18 protein-coding genes are annotated in these 17555 nt (G+C 57.4%); 6 read left to right on the forward strand and 12 right to left on the reverse strand.

Going from position 1 to position 17555, the window contains the following annotated elements; all coding sequences use genetic code 11:
* Window positions 1-7: 7 nt before the first annotated feature.
* Window positions 8-460, reverse strand: coding sequence for a GAF domain-containing protein (locus ACR0DK_RS04975; protein ID WP_170425832.1), 453 nt, complete (start codon window positions 458-460; stop codon window positions 8-10).
* Between the two features lie 74 nt (window positions 461-534).
* Window positions 535-1707 (reverse strand): acetyl-CoA C-acyltransferase, encoded by a 1173-nt coding sequence (locus ACR0DK_RS04980; protein WP_170801483.1) that lies wholly within the window; start codon window positions 1705-1707, stop codon window positions 535-537.
* A gap of 101 nt (window positions 1708-1808) precedes the next feature.
* On the opposite strand from ACR0DK_RS04980, the gene ACR0DK_RS04985 reads away from it, so the two are divergent.
* The 3 genes from ACR0DK_RS04985 to ggt all read left to right on the forward strand — a co-directional run bounded on the left by ACR0DK_RS04985 (window position 1809) and on the right by ggt (window position 4409).
* On the forward strand, window positions 1809-2147 hold the full coding sequence (locus ACR0DK_RS04985; RefSeq protein ID WP_170398809.1) for an STAS domain-containing protein: 339 nt from the start codon (window positions 1809-1811) through the stop codon (window positions 2145-2147).
* A gap of 55 nt (window positions 2148-2202) precedes the next feature.
* On the forward strand, window positions 2203-2619 hold the full coding sequence (locus ACR0DK_RS04990; RefSeq protein WP_370644320.1) for an ATP-binding protein: 417 nt from the start codon (window positions 2203-2205) through the stop codon (window positions 2617-2619).
* Window positions 2620-2831: 212 nt separating this feature from the next.
* Entirely contained in the window at window positions 2832-4409 is a 1578-nt protein-coding gene (gene ggt, locus ACR0DK_RS04995) for a gamma-glutamyltransferase (RefSeq protein ID WP_480735001.1), read from the forward strand.
* 24 nt (window positions 4410-4433) lie between these two features.
* Here ggt and hspQ read toward each other — a convergent pair whose 3' ends face one another.
* Window positions 4434-4760, reverse strand: coding sequence for a heat shock protein HspQ (gene hspQ, locus ACR0DK_RS05000; protein ID WP_170398818.1), 327 nt, complete (start codon window positions 4758-4760; stop codon window positions 4434-4436).
* A gap of 80 nt (window positions 4761-4840) precedes the next feature.
* Between hspQ and ACR0DK_RS05005 the strand changes: the two genes are divergently transcribed.
* Together ACR0DK_RS05005 and ACR0DK_RS05010 are read left to right on the forward strand one after the other, a co-directional pair.
* Window positions 4841-5722, forward strand: coding sequence for an AEC family transporter (locus tag ACR0DK_RS05005; protein WP_170425840.1), 882 nt, complete (start codon window positions 4841-4843; stop codon window positions 5720-5722).
* Between the two features lie 60 nt (window positions 5723-5782).
* The gene (locus ACR0DK_RS05010) at window positions 5783-6364 is read left to right on the forward strand and encodes a transglycosylase SLT domain-containing protein (protein WP_170425842.1); all 582 of its coding nucleotides are present in this window, start codon (window positions 5783-5785) and stop codon (window positions 6362-6364) included.
* Between the two features lie 15 nt (window positions 6365-6379).
* On the opposite strand, the gene ACR0DK_RS05015 is transcribed toward ACR0DK_RS05010, so the two are convergent.
* The 4 genes from ACR0DK_RS05015 to ACR0DK_RS05030 form a co-directional block, all read right to left on the reverse strand.
* Window positions 6380-6976, reverse strand: coding sequence for a LolA family protein (locus ACR0DK_RS05015; RefSeq protein ID WP_170398828.1), 597 nt, complete (start codon window positions 6974-6976; stop codon window positions 6380-6382).
* A 39-nt stretch (window positions 6977-7015) separates the two neighbouring features.
* Complete coding sequence (locus ACR0DK_RS05020; protein WP_480735004.1) at window positions 7016-9934, reverse strand: DNA translocase FtsK; 2919 nt, start codon at window positions 9932-9934, stop codon at window positions 7016-7018.
* 14 nt (window positions 9935-9948) lie between these two features.
* On the reverse strand, window positions 9949-11130 hold the full coding sequence (locus ACR0DK_RS05025) for an aminotransferase class I/II-fold pyridoxal phosphate-dependent enzyme (RefSeq protein WP_170425846.1): 1182 nt from the start codon (window positions 11128-11130) through the stop codon (window positions 9949-9951).
* A gap of 108 nt (window positions 11131-11238) precedes the next feature.
* The gene (locus ACR0DK_RS05030) at window positions 11239-12567 is read right to left on the reverse strand and encodes an amidase (RefSeq protein WP_480735006.1); all 1329 of its coding nucleotides are present in this window, start codon (window positions 12565-12567) and stop codon (window positions 11239-11241) included.
* Between the two features lie 88 nt (window positions 12568-12655).
* Here ACR0DK_RS05030 and ACR0DK_RS05035 point away from each other — a divergent pair, with 88 nt between their 5' ends.
* Window positions 12656-13882, forward strand: a complete 1227-nt coding sequence (locus tag ACR0DK_RS05035) for an FAD-dependent monooxygenase (protein WP_480735008.1) — start codon at window positions 12656-12658, stop codon at window positions 13880-13882.
* Here the strand turns inward: ACR0DK_RS05035 and ACR0DK_RS05040 are convergent.
* The 5 genes from ACR0DK_RS05040 to ACR0DK_RS05060 all read right to left on the reverse strand — a co-directional run bounded on the left by ACR0DK_RS05040 (window position 13879) and on the right by ACR0DK_RS05060 (window position 17529).
* A complete protein-coding gene (locus ACR0DK_RS05040; RefSeq protein WP_170398842.1) occupies window positions 13879-14064 on the reverse strand; it encodes a Trm112 family protein in 186 nt (61 codons plus the stop codon). The genes ACR0DK_RS05035 and ACR0DK_RS05040 overlap by 4 nt on opposite strands.
* Entirely contained in the window at window positions 14061-14702 is a 642-nt protein-coding gene (locus ACR0DK_RS05045) for an LON peptidase substrate-binding domain-containing protein (RefSeq protein ID WP_170398861.1), read from the reverse strand. The genes ACR0DK_RS05040 and ACR0DK_RS05045 overlap by 4 nt, the downstream gene beginning before the upstream one ends.
* Window positions 14703-14729: 27 nt before the next feature.
* Complete coding sequence (locus tag ACR0DK_RS05050) at window positions 14730-15647, reverse strand: thioredoxin family protein (protein ID WP_170398864.1); 918 nt, start codon at window positions 15645-15647, stop codon at window positions 14730-14732.
* An 87-nt stretch (window positions 15648-15734) separates the two neighbouring features.
* Window positions 15735-16523: an exodeoxyribonuclease III gene (locus tag ACR0DK_RS05055; RefSeq protein ID WP_170596801.1), complete on the reverse strand. Its 789-nt coding sequence runs from the start codon at window positions 16521-16523 to the stop codon at window positions 15735-15737.
* 319 nt (window positions 16524-16842) lie between these two features.
* Window positions 16843-17529 carry a response regulator transcription factor gene (locus tag ACR0DK_RS05060; protein ID WP_170398869.1) on the reverse strand — a complete coding sequence of 229 codons (687 nt, stop codon included), beginning with the start codon at window positions 17527-17529 and terminating at the stop codon, window positions 16843-16845.
* Window positions 17530-17555 lie beyond the last annotated feature (26 nt).

The following is a 17555-nucleotide window of genomic DNA, read 5'->3' on the forward strand; positions in this document are numbered from 1 at the left end:
GAACCCTCTAACGCGCAAATACATCCGTTAGAATAGCACCAAGTGCGGTCGCATCATCTTTGGTAAACGCGTCGGGCTGGTCGCTGTCGATATCAAAGACAGCGATCACGTTACCATTCGCATCCCGCACCGGTAGAACCAACTCGGACCGAGTGGATGACGCACAAGCGATATGGCCGGGGAAAGCATCTACATCCGAAACCAATTGCACTTGCCCTGTACGGGCAGCCGCACCACACACACCGCGTTCAAAAGGGATTACTAGGCAGCCATGCCCCCCCTGATAAGGCCCGATCTTTAGCACTTCGGGCTCAGTTACGCGGTAAAATCCCGTCCAGTCGAATCGGTCGTCCGAGTGATGCACTTCGCATGCCACCGTAGCCATCAATGCAACCTCGTCGGTTTCACCGTCGGTCAAGGCGGCTATGGTTTTGGCGAGTGTGTCGTAGTCGGCTTTCATGTTGGTAGACCTTGCATCCGGGGAACTGCGGGCGCTGCCGCCAATTCCCCGAGTATTTGCAAAAAGACAAAGCGTCAAACGCGTTCTATTGCGATGGCCGTCCCTTCTCCGCCGCCAATGCAGATTGCAGCGACACCGCGCTTGAGATTTCGCTTTTCTAGCGCATTGAGCAGCGTGACCATGATCCGGGCCCCCGAGGCACCTATCGGGTGGCCAAGCGCACATGCGCCGCCATTCACATTCACGATCTCACGGGACAAGCCCATTTCGTGCATGAAAGCCATGGGTACAACGGCGAAGGCTTCGTTAACCTCCCACAGATCGACATCCTCTTTTTTCCAACCGATATGGCCCAACAATTTCTGCGCCGCCGGAACCGGAGCAGTTGTGAACAACCCCGGTGCCTGCGCGTGACTGGCGTGGCCAAGAATCCGTGCGCGCACGGTCAGGCCCTGCTGTTCTGCCGCCTCTGCCGAGGCAAGCACAAGGGCGGCTGCGCCATCCGAGATCGAAGAAGAATTGGCTGCCGTTACCGTTCCATCCTTGCGAAAGGCTGGTTTCAGTGTGGGTATCTTCTCGGGCCGCGCCGATTTTGGTTGCTCATCCGCGTCCAGCACAACCTCGCCTTTACGAGTCTGAATCTTGACCTGTGTAATTTCCTGGTCGAACGCATTATTTTCCTGCGCGGACAGCGCGTTGGAGAGCGACCGCAGGGCGTATTCGTCCTGCGCCTCGCGCGTGAACTGATAGGATTCGGCACAGTCCTCGGCAAACGTGCCCATAAGCCGACCTTTGTCATAGGCGTCTTCGAGCCCGTCCAGAAACATGTGATCGACGACCTGCCCATGTCCGATCCGGGCGCCACCGCGCATCTTGGGCAGCAGATAGGGCGCGTTGGTCATGCTCTCCATCCCGCCAGCGACCATGGTCTGAGTATGGCCCAAAGCGATCTGATCAAACGCGATCATTGCGGCCTTCATGCCTGAACCGCACATTTTGTTGAGCGTTGTGGCAGGTACATCTTCCCCCAGACCGGCGGCAAACCCAGCCTGACGCGCCGGGGCCTGTCCCTGGCCGGCAGGCAAGACGCAGCCCATCAGCAACTCATCCACGGCCCGAATGCCTGCACCCTCCAGCGCTGCGCGGATAGCAGCACCGCCCAGATCAGCAGCGGCGACGCCGTCAAACATGCCCTGAAAGCCGCCCATTGGTGTACGCGCGGCACCTGCTATCACAACCTCGTTCATCCGAAATCTCCTTGAACTTTCCAGCCTATGGATACCGAATGGTAAGAATTACCGTCTAGCGTATTTCTACCATCATTTTGCATTGCCAAAGGCGGACGAACATGGGGCTCAGCAGCGAGATCACCGGCGAGACACAGATAATATCCGTTCATTGTGATCGAATTGATGCCGCAATGGCGATTCAATTCAAGGAAGATATGCGCGCGGAAACCCAAACCCATGCCAAACGGGTGGTGTTGGATTTGTCTTCTGTCGAATTCATCGACTCCAGCGGTCTGGGCGCCATTGTCGCCTCGATGAAACAATTGGAAAAAGGGCGCAGATTGGATCTGGCCGGCTTGCGCCCGATCGTTGAAAAAGTGTTCCGCCTGACCCGCATGGACACCGTGTTCAGACTGTTCAAATCGCTGGATGAGGCGATCGGCGCTGGTGCAGACTGACGATCGGCAGAGGTGGAACAGCGTGTGCTCGAGTTGCAAACAAAACTGCCTGGAGGTGAGCTTTCCCGCGACACAAGTGCAGGCCAGCGCAGGGATCGCGGCGTTAAGCGCACGGCTGGCAGCGCAGGGATTGCCGGAAAGCAAAGCAGATGACGTAAGAATCGCGCTGACGGAAGCGATCAACAACGTGGTCGAACATGCCTATGCCGGGGTGGCCGCCGCTGACGTTCAAATCGATTGCTCATTATGTGCAAAGAAGCTGGTGATTCAGATCACCGATACCGGCGACCCGATGCCCGAATTGCGGATACCGAGCGGCACTCCACCATCTGTCGACACTGCTTTGCAGGACCTGCCCGAGGGCGGCTTTGGCTGGCACCTGATTCATCAACTTGCCAGCGACATACAATATGAACGCAAAAGCGGCGGGAACCTGCTCTGCTTGCGGTTCGACTTTGACGAGATGCCCTAGCAGGCATCAAATGGCCACAATAAGGCCTAGATCGAACCATTGTCGCGCCGCAAACAAAGGTCATAAGTAAGGGGTAGCTCAGATAGCTTCCCTCGGCGCCTAGCGTCACAGCCCCCACCCAGTGAGCGGCGCCGAGGACCTCCTTCCTCTGATAGCATTGGACAATTCCCAGCTGCGGCTTAGTGTCTGCGTGTTTGCAGAAGGAAAGACCCATGCGCGATTTTCACAAGACAGGCCGTTCTGAAGTTTTGGCAACCGAAGGGATGTGCGCAACGTCCCATCCGTTGGCCGCCAAAATCGCGCTGGATATTCTGCAGCAGGGCGGCAATGCCATGGACGCAGCCATTGCAGGCGCAGTGCTTCTGGGAATTTGCGAGCCGCAAATGACCGGCTTGGGCGGAGATTGCTTTGTTCTGTACAATCGCGCAGGCGAGCAGACTGTTCGCGCACTAAACGGTTCGGGTCGGGCCGCGGCATCAGCGGATGCACAGGCATTGCGGGATCGCGGTTTAAATTCGGTTCCCGTGACCAGCCCGGATGCCGTGACAATTCCCGGAGCGGTTGAGGCATTCTGCCGTCTAGCAAAAACCGAAGGTCGGCTGGGCCTGGAAGCAATCCTGCAACCCGCAATCCATTATGCCGAGTCAGGTGTTCCGGTGGCTCCACGCGTTGCCTTTGATTGGATGAACAGCGCGTCCACCCTGCAAGGCGCGGCACGTGATCATTATCTGATTGACGGCAAACCCTTGCAAACCGGGCAGGTTTTTCGCGCCCCCGGTCAGGCAGAAGTTCTTCGGCGCATTGCCCAACACGGTCAAAAGGCATTTTATTCTGGTGAGATTGCCGATGACATGCTTGCGGCCCTGTCCGATCTGGGTGGAGTACAGACTGCGCAGGATTTCGCGGCCGTGCAAAGCGATGAAACTGTGCCCGTCAGCGGAGATTATGGCGGTGTCGAACTGGTCGAGCACCCACCGAATGGTCAGGGCGCGACGGCAATCCTGTTGCTGAATATCTTGAAGCACTTCGATCTGGCCGCAATGGACCCTTGGGGGGCTGAACGCGTACATATCGAAGCCGAGGCCAGCAAACTGGCCTACGACGCACGCAATCGTTTCATCGCCGATCCCGACCACAGCACGCGGATGGCTCATTTTCTTGCACCTGAGACAGCCGCCCAACTTGCCGCGCTGATCAATCCGAAACGCGCCATGGCTGCCGCCGCTCCCTTGACCGGGTCTGTTCACAAAGACACCGTCTATATCACCGTGGTTGACCGGGATCGCATGGCCGTTTCACTTATTTATTCGATCTACCACGGGTTCGGGTCGGGCATCGCTTCGGAAAAGTTCGGCATTTTGCTGCAGAATCGGGGTGCTGGTTTCAACCTCGAACCCGGTCATCCAAATGAGCTTGCCGGTGGAAAGCGACCAATGCACACAATCATACCGGGAATGTTGCGCGCCCAAGGCCGCATCGCGATGCCCTTTGGCGTCATGGGAGGTGCCTATCAACCAACCGGACACGCTCGGCTAGTGTCAAATCTCACGGATTTCGACATAGAGCTGCAGGAAGCCATCGATGCGCCTCGGGCATTTGCAGATGGGGGTGTTCTGAAAATTGAGCGAGGCTATTCCGATGCCGTTCTGCAACAATTATCCGATATGGGGCACACTGTCCAAATACCGGAAACGTCTCTGGGTGGTGCGCAAGCCATTCGAATCTGTTCAAACGGAGTTCTGGAAGGTGCTAGCGATCCCCGTAAAGATGGTTGCGCATTAGGCTACTGACACACGCCATTATGACGGACATATTCAGTTCAACTGAAAGTGCAGCGGATAAGATCCATCCTGAAACGGGCCGAACATGTTGGGGATATCGGGATGGTCTACCGGCTCACCCGATTGGTCCTCAACCAGATTTTGTTCTGAAACATAAGCGACATAGAAGGATTGATCATTCTCAGCCAGCAAATGATAGAACGGCTGATCCTTCAGCGGGCGACTGTCTTCAGGAATGGCCTGATACCATTCCTCCGAGTTCGAGAATTCCGGATCGACATCAAAAATAACCCCTCGAAAAGGGTGTCTACGGTGTCGAACCACCTGTCCCAGGCGATACTTGGCTTGTGTCTTTAGCATTGTTTCGGCCCCCAAAGCATTTAGTACATCTTTTCGGGCAGAAAAGCCAACCAATGAGCTGAAATTCGGGGAAACAGTCTGTGAACCTACTCCTAACAGTGTTCGAAATCGTTGCCCCGGTGTTCCTTCTGGCCGGGATCGGGTTTGCGTGGGTCAAGCTCGGGTTCGAGTATCGGCTGCAATTTGTCACGCGGTTTGCGGTGACGCTTGCAGTGCCCAGCCTGATCTTCGTAGCTTTGATGCAAACCGACATTCCTGGCGGTGAATTGACCGTTTTCACGCTCGCTGCGATTGCATCACATGTTGCTTTGGCGGTGGTTTTCTGGGTCATTGTACGTGCCTCAGGGCTTGAGCAGCGGACCTATCTGTCACCTCTTATCTTCGGTAACACTGGGAATCTGGGCCTGCCTTTGTGCATCTTTGCCTTTGGGCAGGCTGGGTTGGGTTTCGCGGTGATCTTTTTGGCCGTTACGGCTCTGTTTTCTTTTACCTACGGTATCTATCTGGTCGCGGGGCGCGGCGCCTTTGGCAAGGTTCTGCGCGAGCCGATGGTCTGGGCCACGCTGCTGGGGGCATTGTTTCTGTGGCGTGGATGGCAGACGCCACTGTTTCTAACCAACACGCTGGAACTGTTGGGCCAGATGGCGGTGCCTATGATGCTGATCACCCTTGGGGTCGCGATTGCACGCCTGACAACACAGAAGCTGCAACAGGCTATATGGTTGTCCCTGCTGAAACTCGCGGTGTGCTTCGGGTTGGGCTGGGCTCTTGCCATCAGTTTTGGACTGGGTCCTGTAGCCTTCGGAGTTCTGGTTTTGCAAATGTGTGCGCCGGTCGCCGTCACCTCATACCTGCTGGCAGAGCGGTTTGATGTGGATTCCGACGCGGTTGCAGGCATGGTCATGGTCTCGACAGTATTGTCGGTCGCCGCATTACCGATAATTCTCGCTATTATTCTGTAACGATTGTGATTTCCTCAGAGCTCAATCTGCGCTAGAATAAAGAAAAAAGGCACGAGGCACATGAGCAGAATTCTTTTCGTACTCTTCGGGGTGCTGCTTTTGGCATCCTGTGGTGGCGGGTCCAAACAGCCACCGAGCAGACTGAATGACGCGTGCAGCATTGCGCGCGAAAAACCCGATTATATCAAGGCTTTCAAAAGCACCGAGCGCAAATGGGGTGTCCCCGTTCACGTTCAGATGGCCACGATTTACCAAGAAAGCCGTTATCGCGCAGATGCGCGCACACCGCACAAATACGTGCTGGGCGTCATCCCGATGGGTCGCCAAAGCAGTGCTTACGGCTATGGTCAGGCACTTGATGGCACGTGGGAGCAGTATCAACGCGAAACCGGCAAACGCCGCGCCAAGCGGGATCGCATCCGTGATGCGTCGGATTTCATTGGCTGGTACATGAACAAAAGCTATGAGCGGAACGGGATTCATCCCACCGACGCGCGCAACCAGTACCTAGCCTATCACGAAGGGCAAACCGGCTACGCGCGCGGCAGCTACAACAGCAAATCTTGGCTGTTGAACGTTGCGAACGATGTAGACGCCCGAGCGCAACTGTATCAGGCGCAGCTGGCGAACTGCCGTTACTAAACAAACCCTGTCAGGTCAGCGATCGTCTGACCTGATACGGGTTTTGCTTGAAAACACGCTGGAATCGAGGTTTCCGCCTTCAGTCAACGGCCCCAGCAGTACGGTCGTTTGACTTCCAGCGTTATCGTGGATCACCCATTTGCGCAGCTCAACCGGATTGGATGTAAACATTAACTCGATCCGCCCGCTTTCCGGGTTCTTGGGGTCCTGAGCCGTCACAACCGTGGCGGTCCCGTCAAAATCGTGCCCAACAACCATATTGGCTTGCCCCAGATTGACATTCCGCGCCAACACCAGTGACAGCGGTGTGCGTTTCAGCGGGTACTGTTCGGGCGGCTGATTGGATTTCGGGTCAAAGATCTGCACCGTCCCCGACCGCGCCAAAACTACCGCGCTGTTGGGCGGATCATATTCGAACCGCATTTTTCCGGGCCGCTCGAGCCACAGCTTACCGGTGCTAAGCGATCCGTCATCATTCACCTGCGTGAATGTGGTCTGAACCGTCTTCATCTGGTTCAGGTAGTTAGAGATTTGCGACAGTGGCAGCTTTTCAGCCGCCCACGCGGCGGGCGCAGCCAGTGTCAGAGCAAGGGCAAAAGCAATCTGTTTCATAGGACCCAGATAGGCGTTCTGCCCTTGTTATTAAATATCTTACTGCTCGGGGACGAGGATTTCGCGTTTTCCAACGTGATTTGCCCCGGAAACAACGCCTTCGTCCTCCATCTGCTCAACAAGCCGCGCAGCTTTGTTGTAGCCAATGGCAAGTTTTCGCTGAATGTAGGACGTCGAGCATTTGCGATCTTTGATCACAATCGCCACTGCCTGGTCGTAAAGGGCGTCTTCTCCGTTCGTGTTGCCACCCGTGTTCAGGCCCAGAACAGCGTCGATATTGTCAGCCTTTTCCTCGGCCGGGCCATCTACCACGCCACTCATGTAGGCCGGCGGGCCGAACTGTTTCAGGTGGTTGACGATTTCTTCGACCTCTTCATCCGAGACAAACGGACCGTGACAACGGGTGATCTTCGCCCCGCCCGCCATATACAGCATGTCGCCCTGCCCCAGAAGTTGTTCGGCACCCATCTCGCCCAAAATGGTGCGACTGTCGACTTTCGAAGTCACCTGGAACGAAATACGGGTCGGGAAGTTCGCCTTGATCGTCCCGGTGATCACATCAACAGAGGGGCGCTGAGTGGCCATGATCAGGTGAATGCCCGAGGCCCGCGCCATCTGCGCCAGACGTTGAATGCAGGCCTCGATCTCCTTGCCCGCAACCATCATCAGGTCAGCCATCTCGTCGACGATCACAACGATATAAGGCATTGCTTCGGGCGCGAATTCTTCGGTCTCGAACATTGGCTCGCCGGTTTCATCGTCAAAGCCGGTCTGGACCGTGCGGCTGAACATCTCGCCCTTGGATAGCGCATCCTTCACGCGGCCATTGTAGCCCGCGATATTGCGCACGCCCATTTTGGACATTTTGCGATAGCGATCCTCCATCTCGCCCACGACCCATTTCAGGGCCACAACCGCCTTTTTCGGGTCGGTCACAACGGGCGAAAGCAGGTGCGGGATACCGTCATAGACCGACAGTTCCAGCATCTTGGGGTCGATCATGATCAGGCGGCACTCATCCGGCGTTAGCTTATAAAGCAGCGACAGGATCATCGTATTGATTGCCACCGACTTACCGGAACCAGTCGTACCAGCGATCAAGAGGTGAGGCATTTTTGCCAAGTTCGCCACCACGGACTCACCGCCGATATCCTTGCCCAACGCCAAGGGCAGCGCATGATTACCATCGCCGAAATCGCGACTGGCGAGGATTTCGCGCAGCACCACCATCTCACGGTTTTCATTGGGCAGTTCAATGCCAATAACCGAGCGCCCCGGTAGAGTTGAAACCCGCGCGGACAAAGCCGACATTGAGCGTGCGATATCGTCGGCCAAACCGATCACACGGCTGGCTTTTAAACCCGGTGCAGGCTCCAATTCGTACATGGTCACAACCGGACCGGGGCGGACACTTACGATCTCGCCCTTGACGCCGTAGTCATCCAGCACGTTTTCCAGCATCCGCGCATTTTCCTCGAGCGCCTCATCGCTTAGGTGATGGCGTTGGATGCTTGCAGGGTTGGACAGAAGGCCCAGCGGTGGCAGTTCGAAATCGGAATGCCGTTCCTCGAAAGAAAGTGTCGGCTGTGCTTCGGCTTGCGCCCTGCGCGAAGGTGGAGGAGTGCGTCGGACCGGTTGAGCTACTACAGGTTTACGCGGCTCAGCGACAGGAATCTTGACAGCCTGTCTCGGTTGGAGCGCGGGTTCGGGGGCATCATCAAACACGGCCTCATCATCATAGTCCGGTTCGGAAACATAGTCCTGCCGCATCCAATTATCAGCCTCGGAGTCAGCCGCCAGCGTCTCAACATCAGATCCTGCTGTCAGCGGTGGTTCGGGTGGCAAACCTGCAGAGGTCATCGGGGGTTCGGGCGGCAACTCGTCTGCCGCGCCAGAGTTCAAAATCAACGGGTCCGGTCCCCTGCCCCGCCCTTTGGTCAATGGCAAGTTGGGATCGGGTTCGGGCGTTAGCACACCAGCGGCCACTTTACGATTGCGCACAGCGGCGGAAATCTTGGACCGGATGCGATCCTCACCCGGCATGTCGTAATACCCTTCGACCGCAACGTTTTCGACCAACTCAGGCTCGGGCATAGGGTCAGGACGACGGATCAGGGAAGGCATCCGAGCCAGAAGGCCTGTCTTGGCGACAGGTTCCTGCGCTTCAATCTCAGGGTCCTCAAAGACCGGATCAGCGTAGGCCAGGTCGTCGTCAAAATCCGCCTGAACCGGAACTGCACGTTCGGCCTTGCGCTCGGCCCATTGGGCCTTCCGGTCCCGTGCTGCCCGCGCTGTCGCCGATGCCCCGCGTCCCAGCGCGTTCATCAACAGATCATAGGCCATGACCAGTCCCAACAGAAACGCCCGGAAGCCATTGCGAACGTCCGCTTTGCCGAAACCCAACACGAATACACCCAGAGCCAGCATACCGACCGCCATCGCCAGCGACATCAGCTTGACCAGGAAATGCGATGAGATCGGCAACAAAGTCAAAATCGCACCCATCACTGTATCGCCGAATAGACCACCCAAGCCATAGCTGTGCGTCGTCCGCCATTCGGCACCCGGCACCAGAGTCGCTGCGTAGACAGCCAGAACGGCGATCCAGATCGGCGCAAAAATCAGGCGGGCAATGGCACGGTCTTCACCTAAATGACCTGCAAATCGAACGCCCCAAGTGATCAGCACCAAGGCGACACCCAAGCTGCCCCAACCCACGATCATAAACAACGGCGCGGCAATCGAGGCCCCAATGCGCCCCATCCAGTTTTGCACGGGCGCATCGGTCGAAACCATCCAGTTTGGATCATCGGGGGTATAGGACCAGATCATCGCTGCAGCGGCCAACCCCAACAGGATCAAAGCGATCCCGATCAGTTCTTTGCTACGCCGTTCAATGGCGGCTTGCGTGTTGCTGTCCAGCAGCGGGTCACGGTTTCGCGCGTTATATGATGCCATTTTGCCCTCGTACCTCACGAATAGATGCAGTCGCGGAGTGTAATCAGCCCGCGCTTCATCTCTGTTTTTGGGGCCACCATCGCGACCCGGATAAATTGCTCGCCCGGGTTTTGCCCCGGATCACCTTGAGAAAGATATGCGCCCGGCAGAACCCGAACACCGGTTTCCTGCCAAAGCTTCAATGCGGTTTCTTCACCGTTTTCGACCGGCAGCCACAGGAAGAACCCGGCCTCGGGCGGCATGTAGCCTTGTACGCCTGCGAAAACCTCATCCGCGACGGCGTATTTCTCCTGATACAGCGCGCGGTTTTCCTGCACATGCGCTTCATCCGCCCAAACCTTGGCGGCGGCGGCCTGCAGCGGGGCGGGCAAAGGGGCACCCGCATAGCTGCGCAACAGTTTGACACGGCTGATTGTTTCAGGTCCACCTGCGATCAGCCCCGACCGCAGCCCGGCCAAGTTCGACCGCTTGGACAGAGAGTTGAACAGCGTGACACGTTCGGGGTCAGCACCCAGTTCCTGCGCAACGGTCAGCGCGCCAACCGGCGCGGCGTCGCGGTAGATTTCGGAATAGCATTCATCGGCAAAGATGCGGAAATCGTACTTTTCAGCCAATTGAATCAGCTCGACCCAGTAATCGCGCGAGGCGACCGCCCCCTGAGGGTTCGCGGGTGAGCAGATATAAGCCACTGCAGTGCGGTTCAGAATCTCTTCGGGCAGGCCTGCATAGTCCGGTAGATGGCCGGTCGCAGCGGTTGCAGGTACAAAATAGGGCTGCGCGCCGACCGAAATCGAGGCGACCATGTAAACCTGATAAAACGGGTTCGGGCACAGGATGATTGGCTGCTGTCCGTTCTTCTTCTCAGGGCACAACGCCATTGCGGCATTGTACAGACCCTCGCGCGTGCCGTTCAGTGCCATCACATTGGCATCTGCATCCATCGACACACCATAGCGGCGGTTGATCCAACCCGTGATCGCTGCGCGCAATTCAGGTGAGCCTTCGTTCGGGGGATAGCCCTGAAACCCGGCGGCGTTTTCCATGATCACGTCGGTCACCCAAGATGGGAAATCATGCTTGGGCTCGCCAATGGTCATGTGAACGACTTCACCACCCGGCTGATGATGATCCAACAGGGCGCGTAGACGCGGAAACGCGTATTCCGGTAGGTTCGAAAACCGCTCGGGGAAATTCATGATACTGCCTCAATTTCGGGGTCATTTTGCGCCCCGTTTTATGGCAGATTACAGATCGACCCGGGCTTCGTCCAGACAAAGAGGTGCCGAATCAGGGGATTGTGGCATTCAGGTCAAAGCCCTTTCGGCTGCTGAGCCGAGCCGTAACAAGGCCTCTTCCGACCCCGGATAGCCCAACATCATCAGCCCGCAACCGGGTGTTCCCGTGGGCAAAGTCAGTGCCGCAAGCCCCATCAGATTGCCGATCCGGGTGTTGCGGAGAGCCAAGAGATTTTCGGTAACATAGTAGTCATGATCATTCATCAACCGGTCGAGATTGGGCGGTAGGATCGGGGCCGTCGGCGCAAGCACGGCGTCAAAGCCCGCAGTGGCCGCATCCCAAGCCTGTCGACAAGCGGTTAGTTTCGACCAAGCGGCCACGTAATCGGGGCCGGAATAGGCCTTGCCCATTCGGAACCGTTCAAGGATTTCGGGATACATCGCTTCGGGGTTCGCTTCTATCACATCTCGCCACAAGCCGTAGGCTTCGGTTGTATAGAGCACACCCGACAGGCTCATCGCTTCGTTCAGCTCAGGCACGTCAAGCGGAACGATCTCGGCCCCGGCCTCTTTCAGGCGCGCCAGCGCCTCATCATAGGCCTTAGCGGGTGCTTCGCGCAGATCGTCCTTGGCGACGTTCTGTAAATCAGCAAAGCGGCGACCGATCAATGACGCCCCGCGCAGGTCAGCCGGGGCGGTGCCCTCAAGCGCGGCAAGCATATGTGCGGCGTCCTCAATTGATCGCGCCAGAGGCCCAACGGTATCGAATTTCAGGCAGAGCGGCACGACGCCCTCAAGGCTAACGCGCCCCGCCGTGGTTTTCAGCCCCACCAGATCGTTCCAGGCCGAGGGAATCCGCACCGATCCACCCGTGTCCGAGCCAACGCCGCCTGCAGCAAGCCCCCAAGCCACCGAAGCTCCTGCACCTGAAGATGAGCCGCCCGGCACTGCGTCTTCGTCATTCACGCATGGAGGCGTAGCCGTCACAGGGTTTAGACCCAAACCCGAGAACGCCAATTCGCTCATATGCGTTTTACCCAGACAGACCGTACCCATCGCGGTCGCGTTCCGCACCACCTGCGCATCGGATTCGGGCACGCGGCCTTCCAACAGGGCCGAACCGGCCTCGGTCCCTACGCCTGCCGTGTCAAACAGGTCTTTCCAGCTGATCGGGACGCCATCCAACAAAGACCGCCGCAGGCCAAGCTTGGCCCGCTCTTGCGCCGCAAGGGCCTCGGCGCGGGCGCGATCGTGGGTCACCCGGGCATAGATCCGATCGCGATGTGGATGGGCGTCAATCGCGCTCAGATAAGTTTCTGTCAGTTCAACCGGATCGATCTGCCCCATTCCGATACCACGGCCCAAATCACATGCCGTCATGGTCAGCCAGTCTTGCATCCGGTCCCCTCCCGAGTAGTTCCGTGATCGGACGGTAGCGACAGGACCGCACATGGACAATCCCGAAAGGGCGCGCATATTGCAGCACATGGAACACAGATCCGATATCCTGATCGTTGGTGGTGGCCTGAACGGCCCTGCCCTTGCGCTGGCGCTGGCCCAGACCGGGCATTCAGTCGTGGTTGTTGACGCTCTGGCAGAGAAAGTGCGCAAGAATGCGGCCTTCGACGGGCGCGCCTATGCGCTGGCATTGGCGTCGCAACGTCTGCTCGACGCGATAGGCGTTTGGGAAAAGGTGGAAGAGCGCGCCCAGCCGATGCTGGAGATCAAGGTAACGGATGGCCATGCCGGTGCCGGACCTTCCCCGTTCTTCATGCATTTTGATCATGCCGAGATCGAAGAAGGCCCGATGGGCTATATGGTTGAAGATCGCCACCTGCGGCGGGCTTTTCTGGAGGCCATGACCGAACAAGACGGGATTACCGAAATCAGCGGCAAAACGGTCGTGTATCAGGACATCTCGGCAAACGGGGCAACGCTGACGCTAGATGACGGTGCCACCTTGTCCGGCAGCCTACTGGTGGGTTGCGATGGCCGCCGCAGCGGCACCGCTATGCGCGCCGGAATCAAACGAACCGGCTGGGACTATGGCCAGACCGCTCTGGTCTGCGCCATTGAACACGAGCTACCGCATCACGGTATCGCCCATCAGTTCTTCATGCCCCCCGGCCCGTTGGCGATTCTGCCGCTGACAGGGAACCGCAGTTCCATCGTCTGGAGCGAACGCACTGAGACGTCCGCGCAGATCAATGCGCTGCCCGAGGCAGATTACCTACAAGTTCTGCGCCCGCGCTTTGGCGATTTCCTGGGGGATATCCGCCTGCAGGGTGACCGGTTCACATACCCGTTGAACCTGACCATCGCCAATTCCTTCATCTCGGACCGGTTGGCTTTGGTCGGAGACGCCGCCCATGGCATGCACCCCATCGCCGGGCAAGGCCTGAACGCAGGCCTGCGTGATGTCGGTGCATTGGCCGAGGTTCTGACCCTTGCGGGACGACGTGGCGAGGATATCGGATCAACGCTTGTGCTGGAGCGCTATCAAGAGTGGCGCCGGTTCGACACAGCCTCGCTTGCGATGGCGACTGATGTGTTCAACAAGCTGTTTTCGAACGACAATCCCCTGCTCCGCATAGGTCGGGATATTGGAATGGGTATTGTCGGGTCGCTGCCCGGACTGCGCCGAGGCTTTGTGCGCGAAGCGGCAGGTTTGACCGGCGATCTACCTAAGCTGCTGCAGGGACACCCGATCTAGTCCAGCTCTCGGGCCTCATCCACTAGCATCACTGGAATACCGTTGCGGATTGGAAAGGCCAGAGCGGCGGCTTTTGACACCAGCTCTTGCCGTTCGGCATCATAGTGCAGCGTCGTGTGGGTCTGCGGACAAATCAACGCCTCAAGCATATGGCGGTCAAAGGCGTGTTCGGTATCGCTCATTGCAGTTTTTCCTCATTCGATCCGCCGCGCATGGCGAATTCAATCAATGTCACCAATGTCTCGCGCCGGGTGCGCAGGCAGGGGGCCTCAAGCAGGGCTTGCTTTTCCTCGGGGTCAAACTCTAGCATCATTGACAGGGAATTGACCAAAAGCTCGTCATCGGCATCTTTCATCGTGTCCCAATCGGTGGACAACTGACGGGACGAAAAAAACCGTTCCAACAGCCGCAGGAACCTGTTCCGATCAAAACCGTCATCTACCTCGGCCTTGCCCAGATCACGGTCAAACCCGTCCCAAGACACCGAAACCCGGCGATACGGGGTGAAACTGTCCAACTCTGATTTGACCCTGAACCGAGAGATTCCCGTCAGCGTAATCAGATACCTGCCGTCTTCGGTCTCGGAAAACTGGGTGACCCGTCCAGCGCATCCAATCTGGTGCAACTTAGTTTCGTCCCCCTGACAGGTATTCGGTTGAACCATCCCGATCAGGCGTTCTTGCGTTTTCAGCGCGTCGTCCAGCATCTGCAGGTAGCGCGGCTCAAAAATATGCAGCGGCAGGCGAGACCGTGGCAGCAGCAGCGCTCCGGGCAAAGGGAAAACGGATACCGTTTCCGGCAAATCGGCAGGATGCATCATGTACCCGAGTTTAGTTCTGATCGGAGATTAGGCAAATATCATCGAGCTGAGCTTGCGCCGCCCGTTCAGAACAATCGGGTCATTGGGCTTGAGCGCATCGAAAATTGTGAAGAGCTGCGCCTTTGCTGCCCCATCATTCCACTCGCGATCGCGGCGGAACAATTCCAACAGTTGAGCCACTGCCTCTTCGACATCGCCATTGGCATGCAGGGCCTGCGCCAGATCGAAACGGGCTTGATGGTTGTCTGGCTCGGCCTCAACTGTTGCAGTCAACTCACCTACCGGACCAGCATCTGCAGCCTGCTTGGCCAATTCCAGTTGCGCATGGGCCGCTTCAACCTCGGGTGAAGTGGAAATCTCGGCAGGCGCACCATTGAGGATCGCCTCAGCCTGATCCAGATCCCCCGATGCAATATGCGCGCGCACCAACCCGCCATAAGCGGCGGCGTGATTGGGGTCTTCACCCAGTATGGCGGCAAAAGTCTGTGCCGCGTCTACAGCGGCCCCCTCGGTCAACATTTCTTCGGCAGCCTGCACAGCATCATCCAGTTGACCACCCGGGCTTTCACCGCCCGCGGCTTCGATCACACGATCGATAAAGGCCTTGATCTCGGACCCTGGCAAAGCGCCCTGAAACCCGTCGATCGGTTGGCCTTTGTGAAATGCATAGACCATCGGAATCGACTGGATGCGCAGTTGTCCTGCAATCATCTGCGCTTCGTCCACGTTGATCTTGACCATCTTGACCGCACCCTTGGCAGCGGTCACGGCCTCTTCCAACGCCGGGCCCAGCGTTTTGCAGGGGCCGCACCAAGGCGCCCAGAAGTCAACGATGATCGGCGTCTCTTGTGAGGCTTCGACCACATCGGCCATGAAGGTGGCCTCGGTCCCGTCTTTAATCAGATCAGTGGCTTGGGGGCTGCCTGCGCCGTTCAGAAGGTCCATGGCTTATACTCTCTGGTTCGAACTTGCGCCCTATATGCAGTCCAATGCGGCAGAAACCAAGGGGAGAGTTCGGCGAATTTGCTTCGGTCAGACGTCAAACGTGGCAAATACCGGGGCATGATCACTGGGTTTTTCCCATCCGCGCGCGTCGCGCAGAATGCGGCTGGAATGACCCGCGTTCGAGATATCAGGCGTAGCCCAGACATGATCCAGCCTGCGTCCCTTGTCGGCGGCATCCCAATCTCGTGCCCGATAAGACCACCAGCTGTATAGCTGGCCCTCGGGAATATCCTGCCGGGTGATATCGACCCAGCCACCTGCATCCTGAGTCTCGGCCAGCGTTTCAACCTCGATCGGCGTATGTGAAACCACCTTCAGCAACTGCTTGTGCGACCAGACATCATCTTCGCGGGGCGCAATATTCAGATCGCCTACCAGAATGGATTTTTTCGGCTTTTCCGCACGGAACCAATCGCGCATGTCAGCGAGGTAATCCAGCTTTTGGCCAAACTTCTCGTTCACTTCGCGATCCGGCACGTCGCCCCCAGCGGGGACATAGAAATTATGAATGGTCACGCCATTCTCCAACCGCCCCGCAATGTGTCGCGCATGACCCAGACCCGCGAAATCCTTATCCCCTACTTCCTCAAGCGGAAGGCGCGACAGTATGGCGACGCCGTTATACCCCTTCTGGCCCCGCGCAATCATATGCGTATAGCCCAGCTCGGCGAACCCTTCGGTCGGGATTTTGTCGACCGGCGATTTGCATTCCTGTAGACACAGCACATCCGGTGCCTCTTCCTGCAGCAATTTCAGAACGATAGGCTCGCGCAGGCGGACCGAATTGATGTTCCATGTGGCAAGGGTGAAGGGCATATCCGGGGGTTCCTTTGTCGAAGTTGCCGCAGGTTAGCGCGGCGCCAAGCGAGGTGCCATCGAAAAACAAAGCAATGTTGCCTGACCCGGCGGTGACGGAAACTTGCAAAGTTTCCGGCCCGATTTCATTGAATGAAATCGGATGCCCGGTGCCGATATCGCCCTGCACGATACAGTTGCACCCTACAAAAAAAAGCCGGGCCATCAGGCCCGGCAGTCCAACAGGGAGGTGCATGTCATAACCCGGACATGCGCGGGTTGGGAGTAATCTAAAGATACCTACAGAGTATCACTTTGATCCAAGTCAATCCACCATTAGTCAAGCAACAAGGCGATATCCGCCCGATTCTGTGACCAAAAGGCGCGCATTCGACGGGTCGGGTTCAATCTTCTGACGCAGACGATAGATATGGGTTTCAAGCGTGTGCGTTGTAACGCCTGCGTTGTAACCCCAGACCTCATGCAAAAGAACATCACGTGCAACAACGCCGTCAGTTGATCGATAGAGGAACTTGAGAATGTTAGTCTCTTTCTCGGTCAGGCGGATCTTGCGATCATCTTCGGTCATCAGCATCTTCATGGCCGGTTTGAAGGTGTAGGGCCCCAGAACAAAGACCGCATCCTCGGATTGTTCATGCTGGCGCAGTTGGGCCCGAATCCGGGCAAGAAGAACCGGAAATTTAAAAGGCTTGCTGACATAATCATTTGCGCCAGCATCAAGACCCAGGATCGTGTCAGCATCGCTGTCGTGCCCAGTCAGCATCAGCACCGGGCTTTTGACGCCCTGCTTGCGCATCAGGCGACACAGCTCACGGCCATCGGTATCCGGCAGGCCGACATCCAGAATCACCAGATCGTATATTGCTTCGCGCGCGCGTTCCATTGCCGACGCGCCATCGGACGCCTCGAACACGTCAAAGTCTTCGGTCATGACAAGTTGCTCGCTGAGCGCTTCGCGCAGGTCTTCGTCGTCATCCACCAGCAGGATTTTCTTGAGCTGAGCCATGTACGGTCCTCCTAAGCCTTTTCCAT

The sequence above is a fragment of the Ruegeria sp. CE6 genome, from assembly GCF_056537485.1.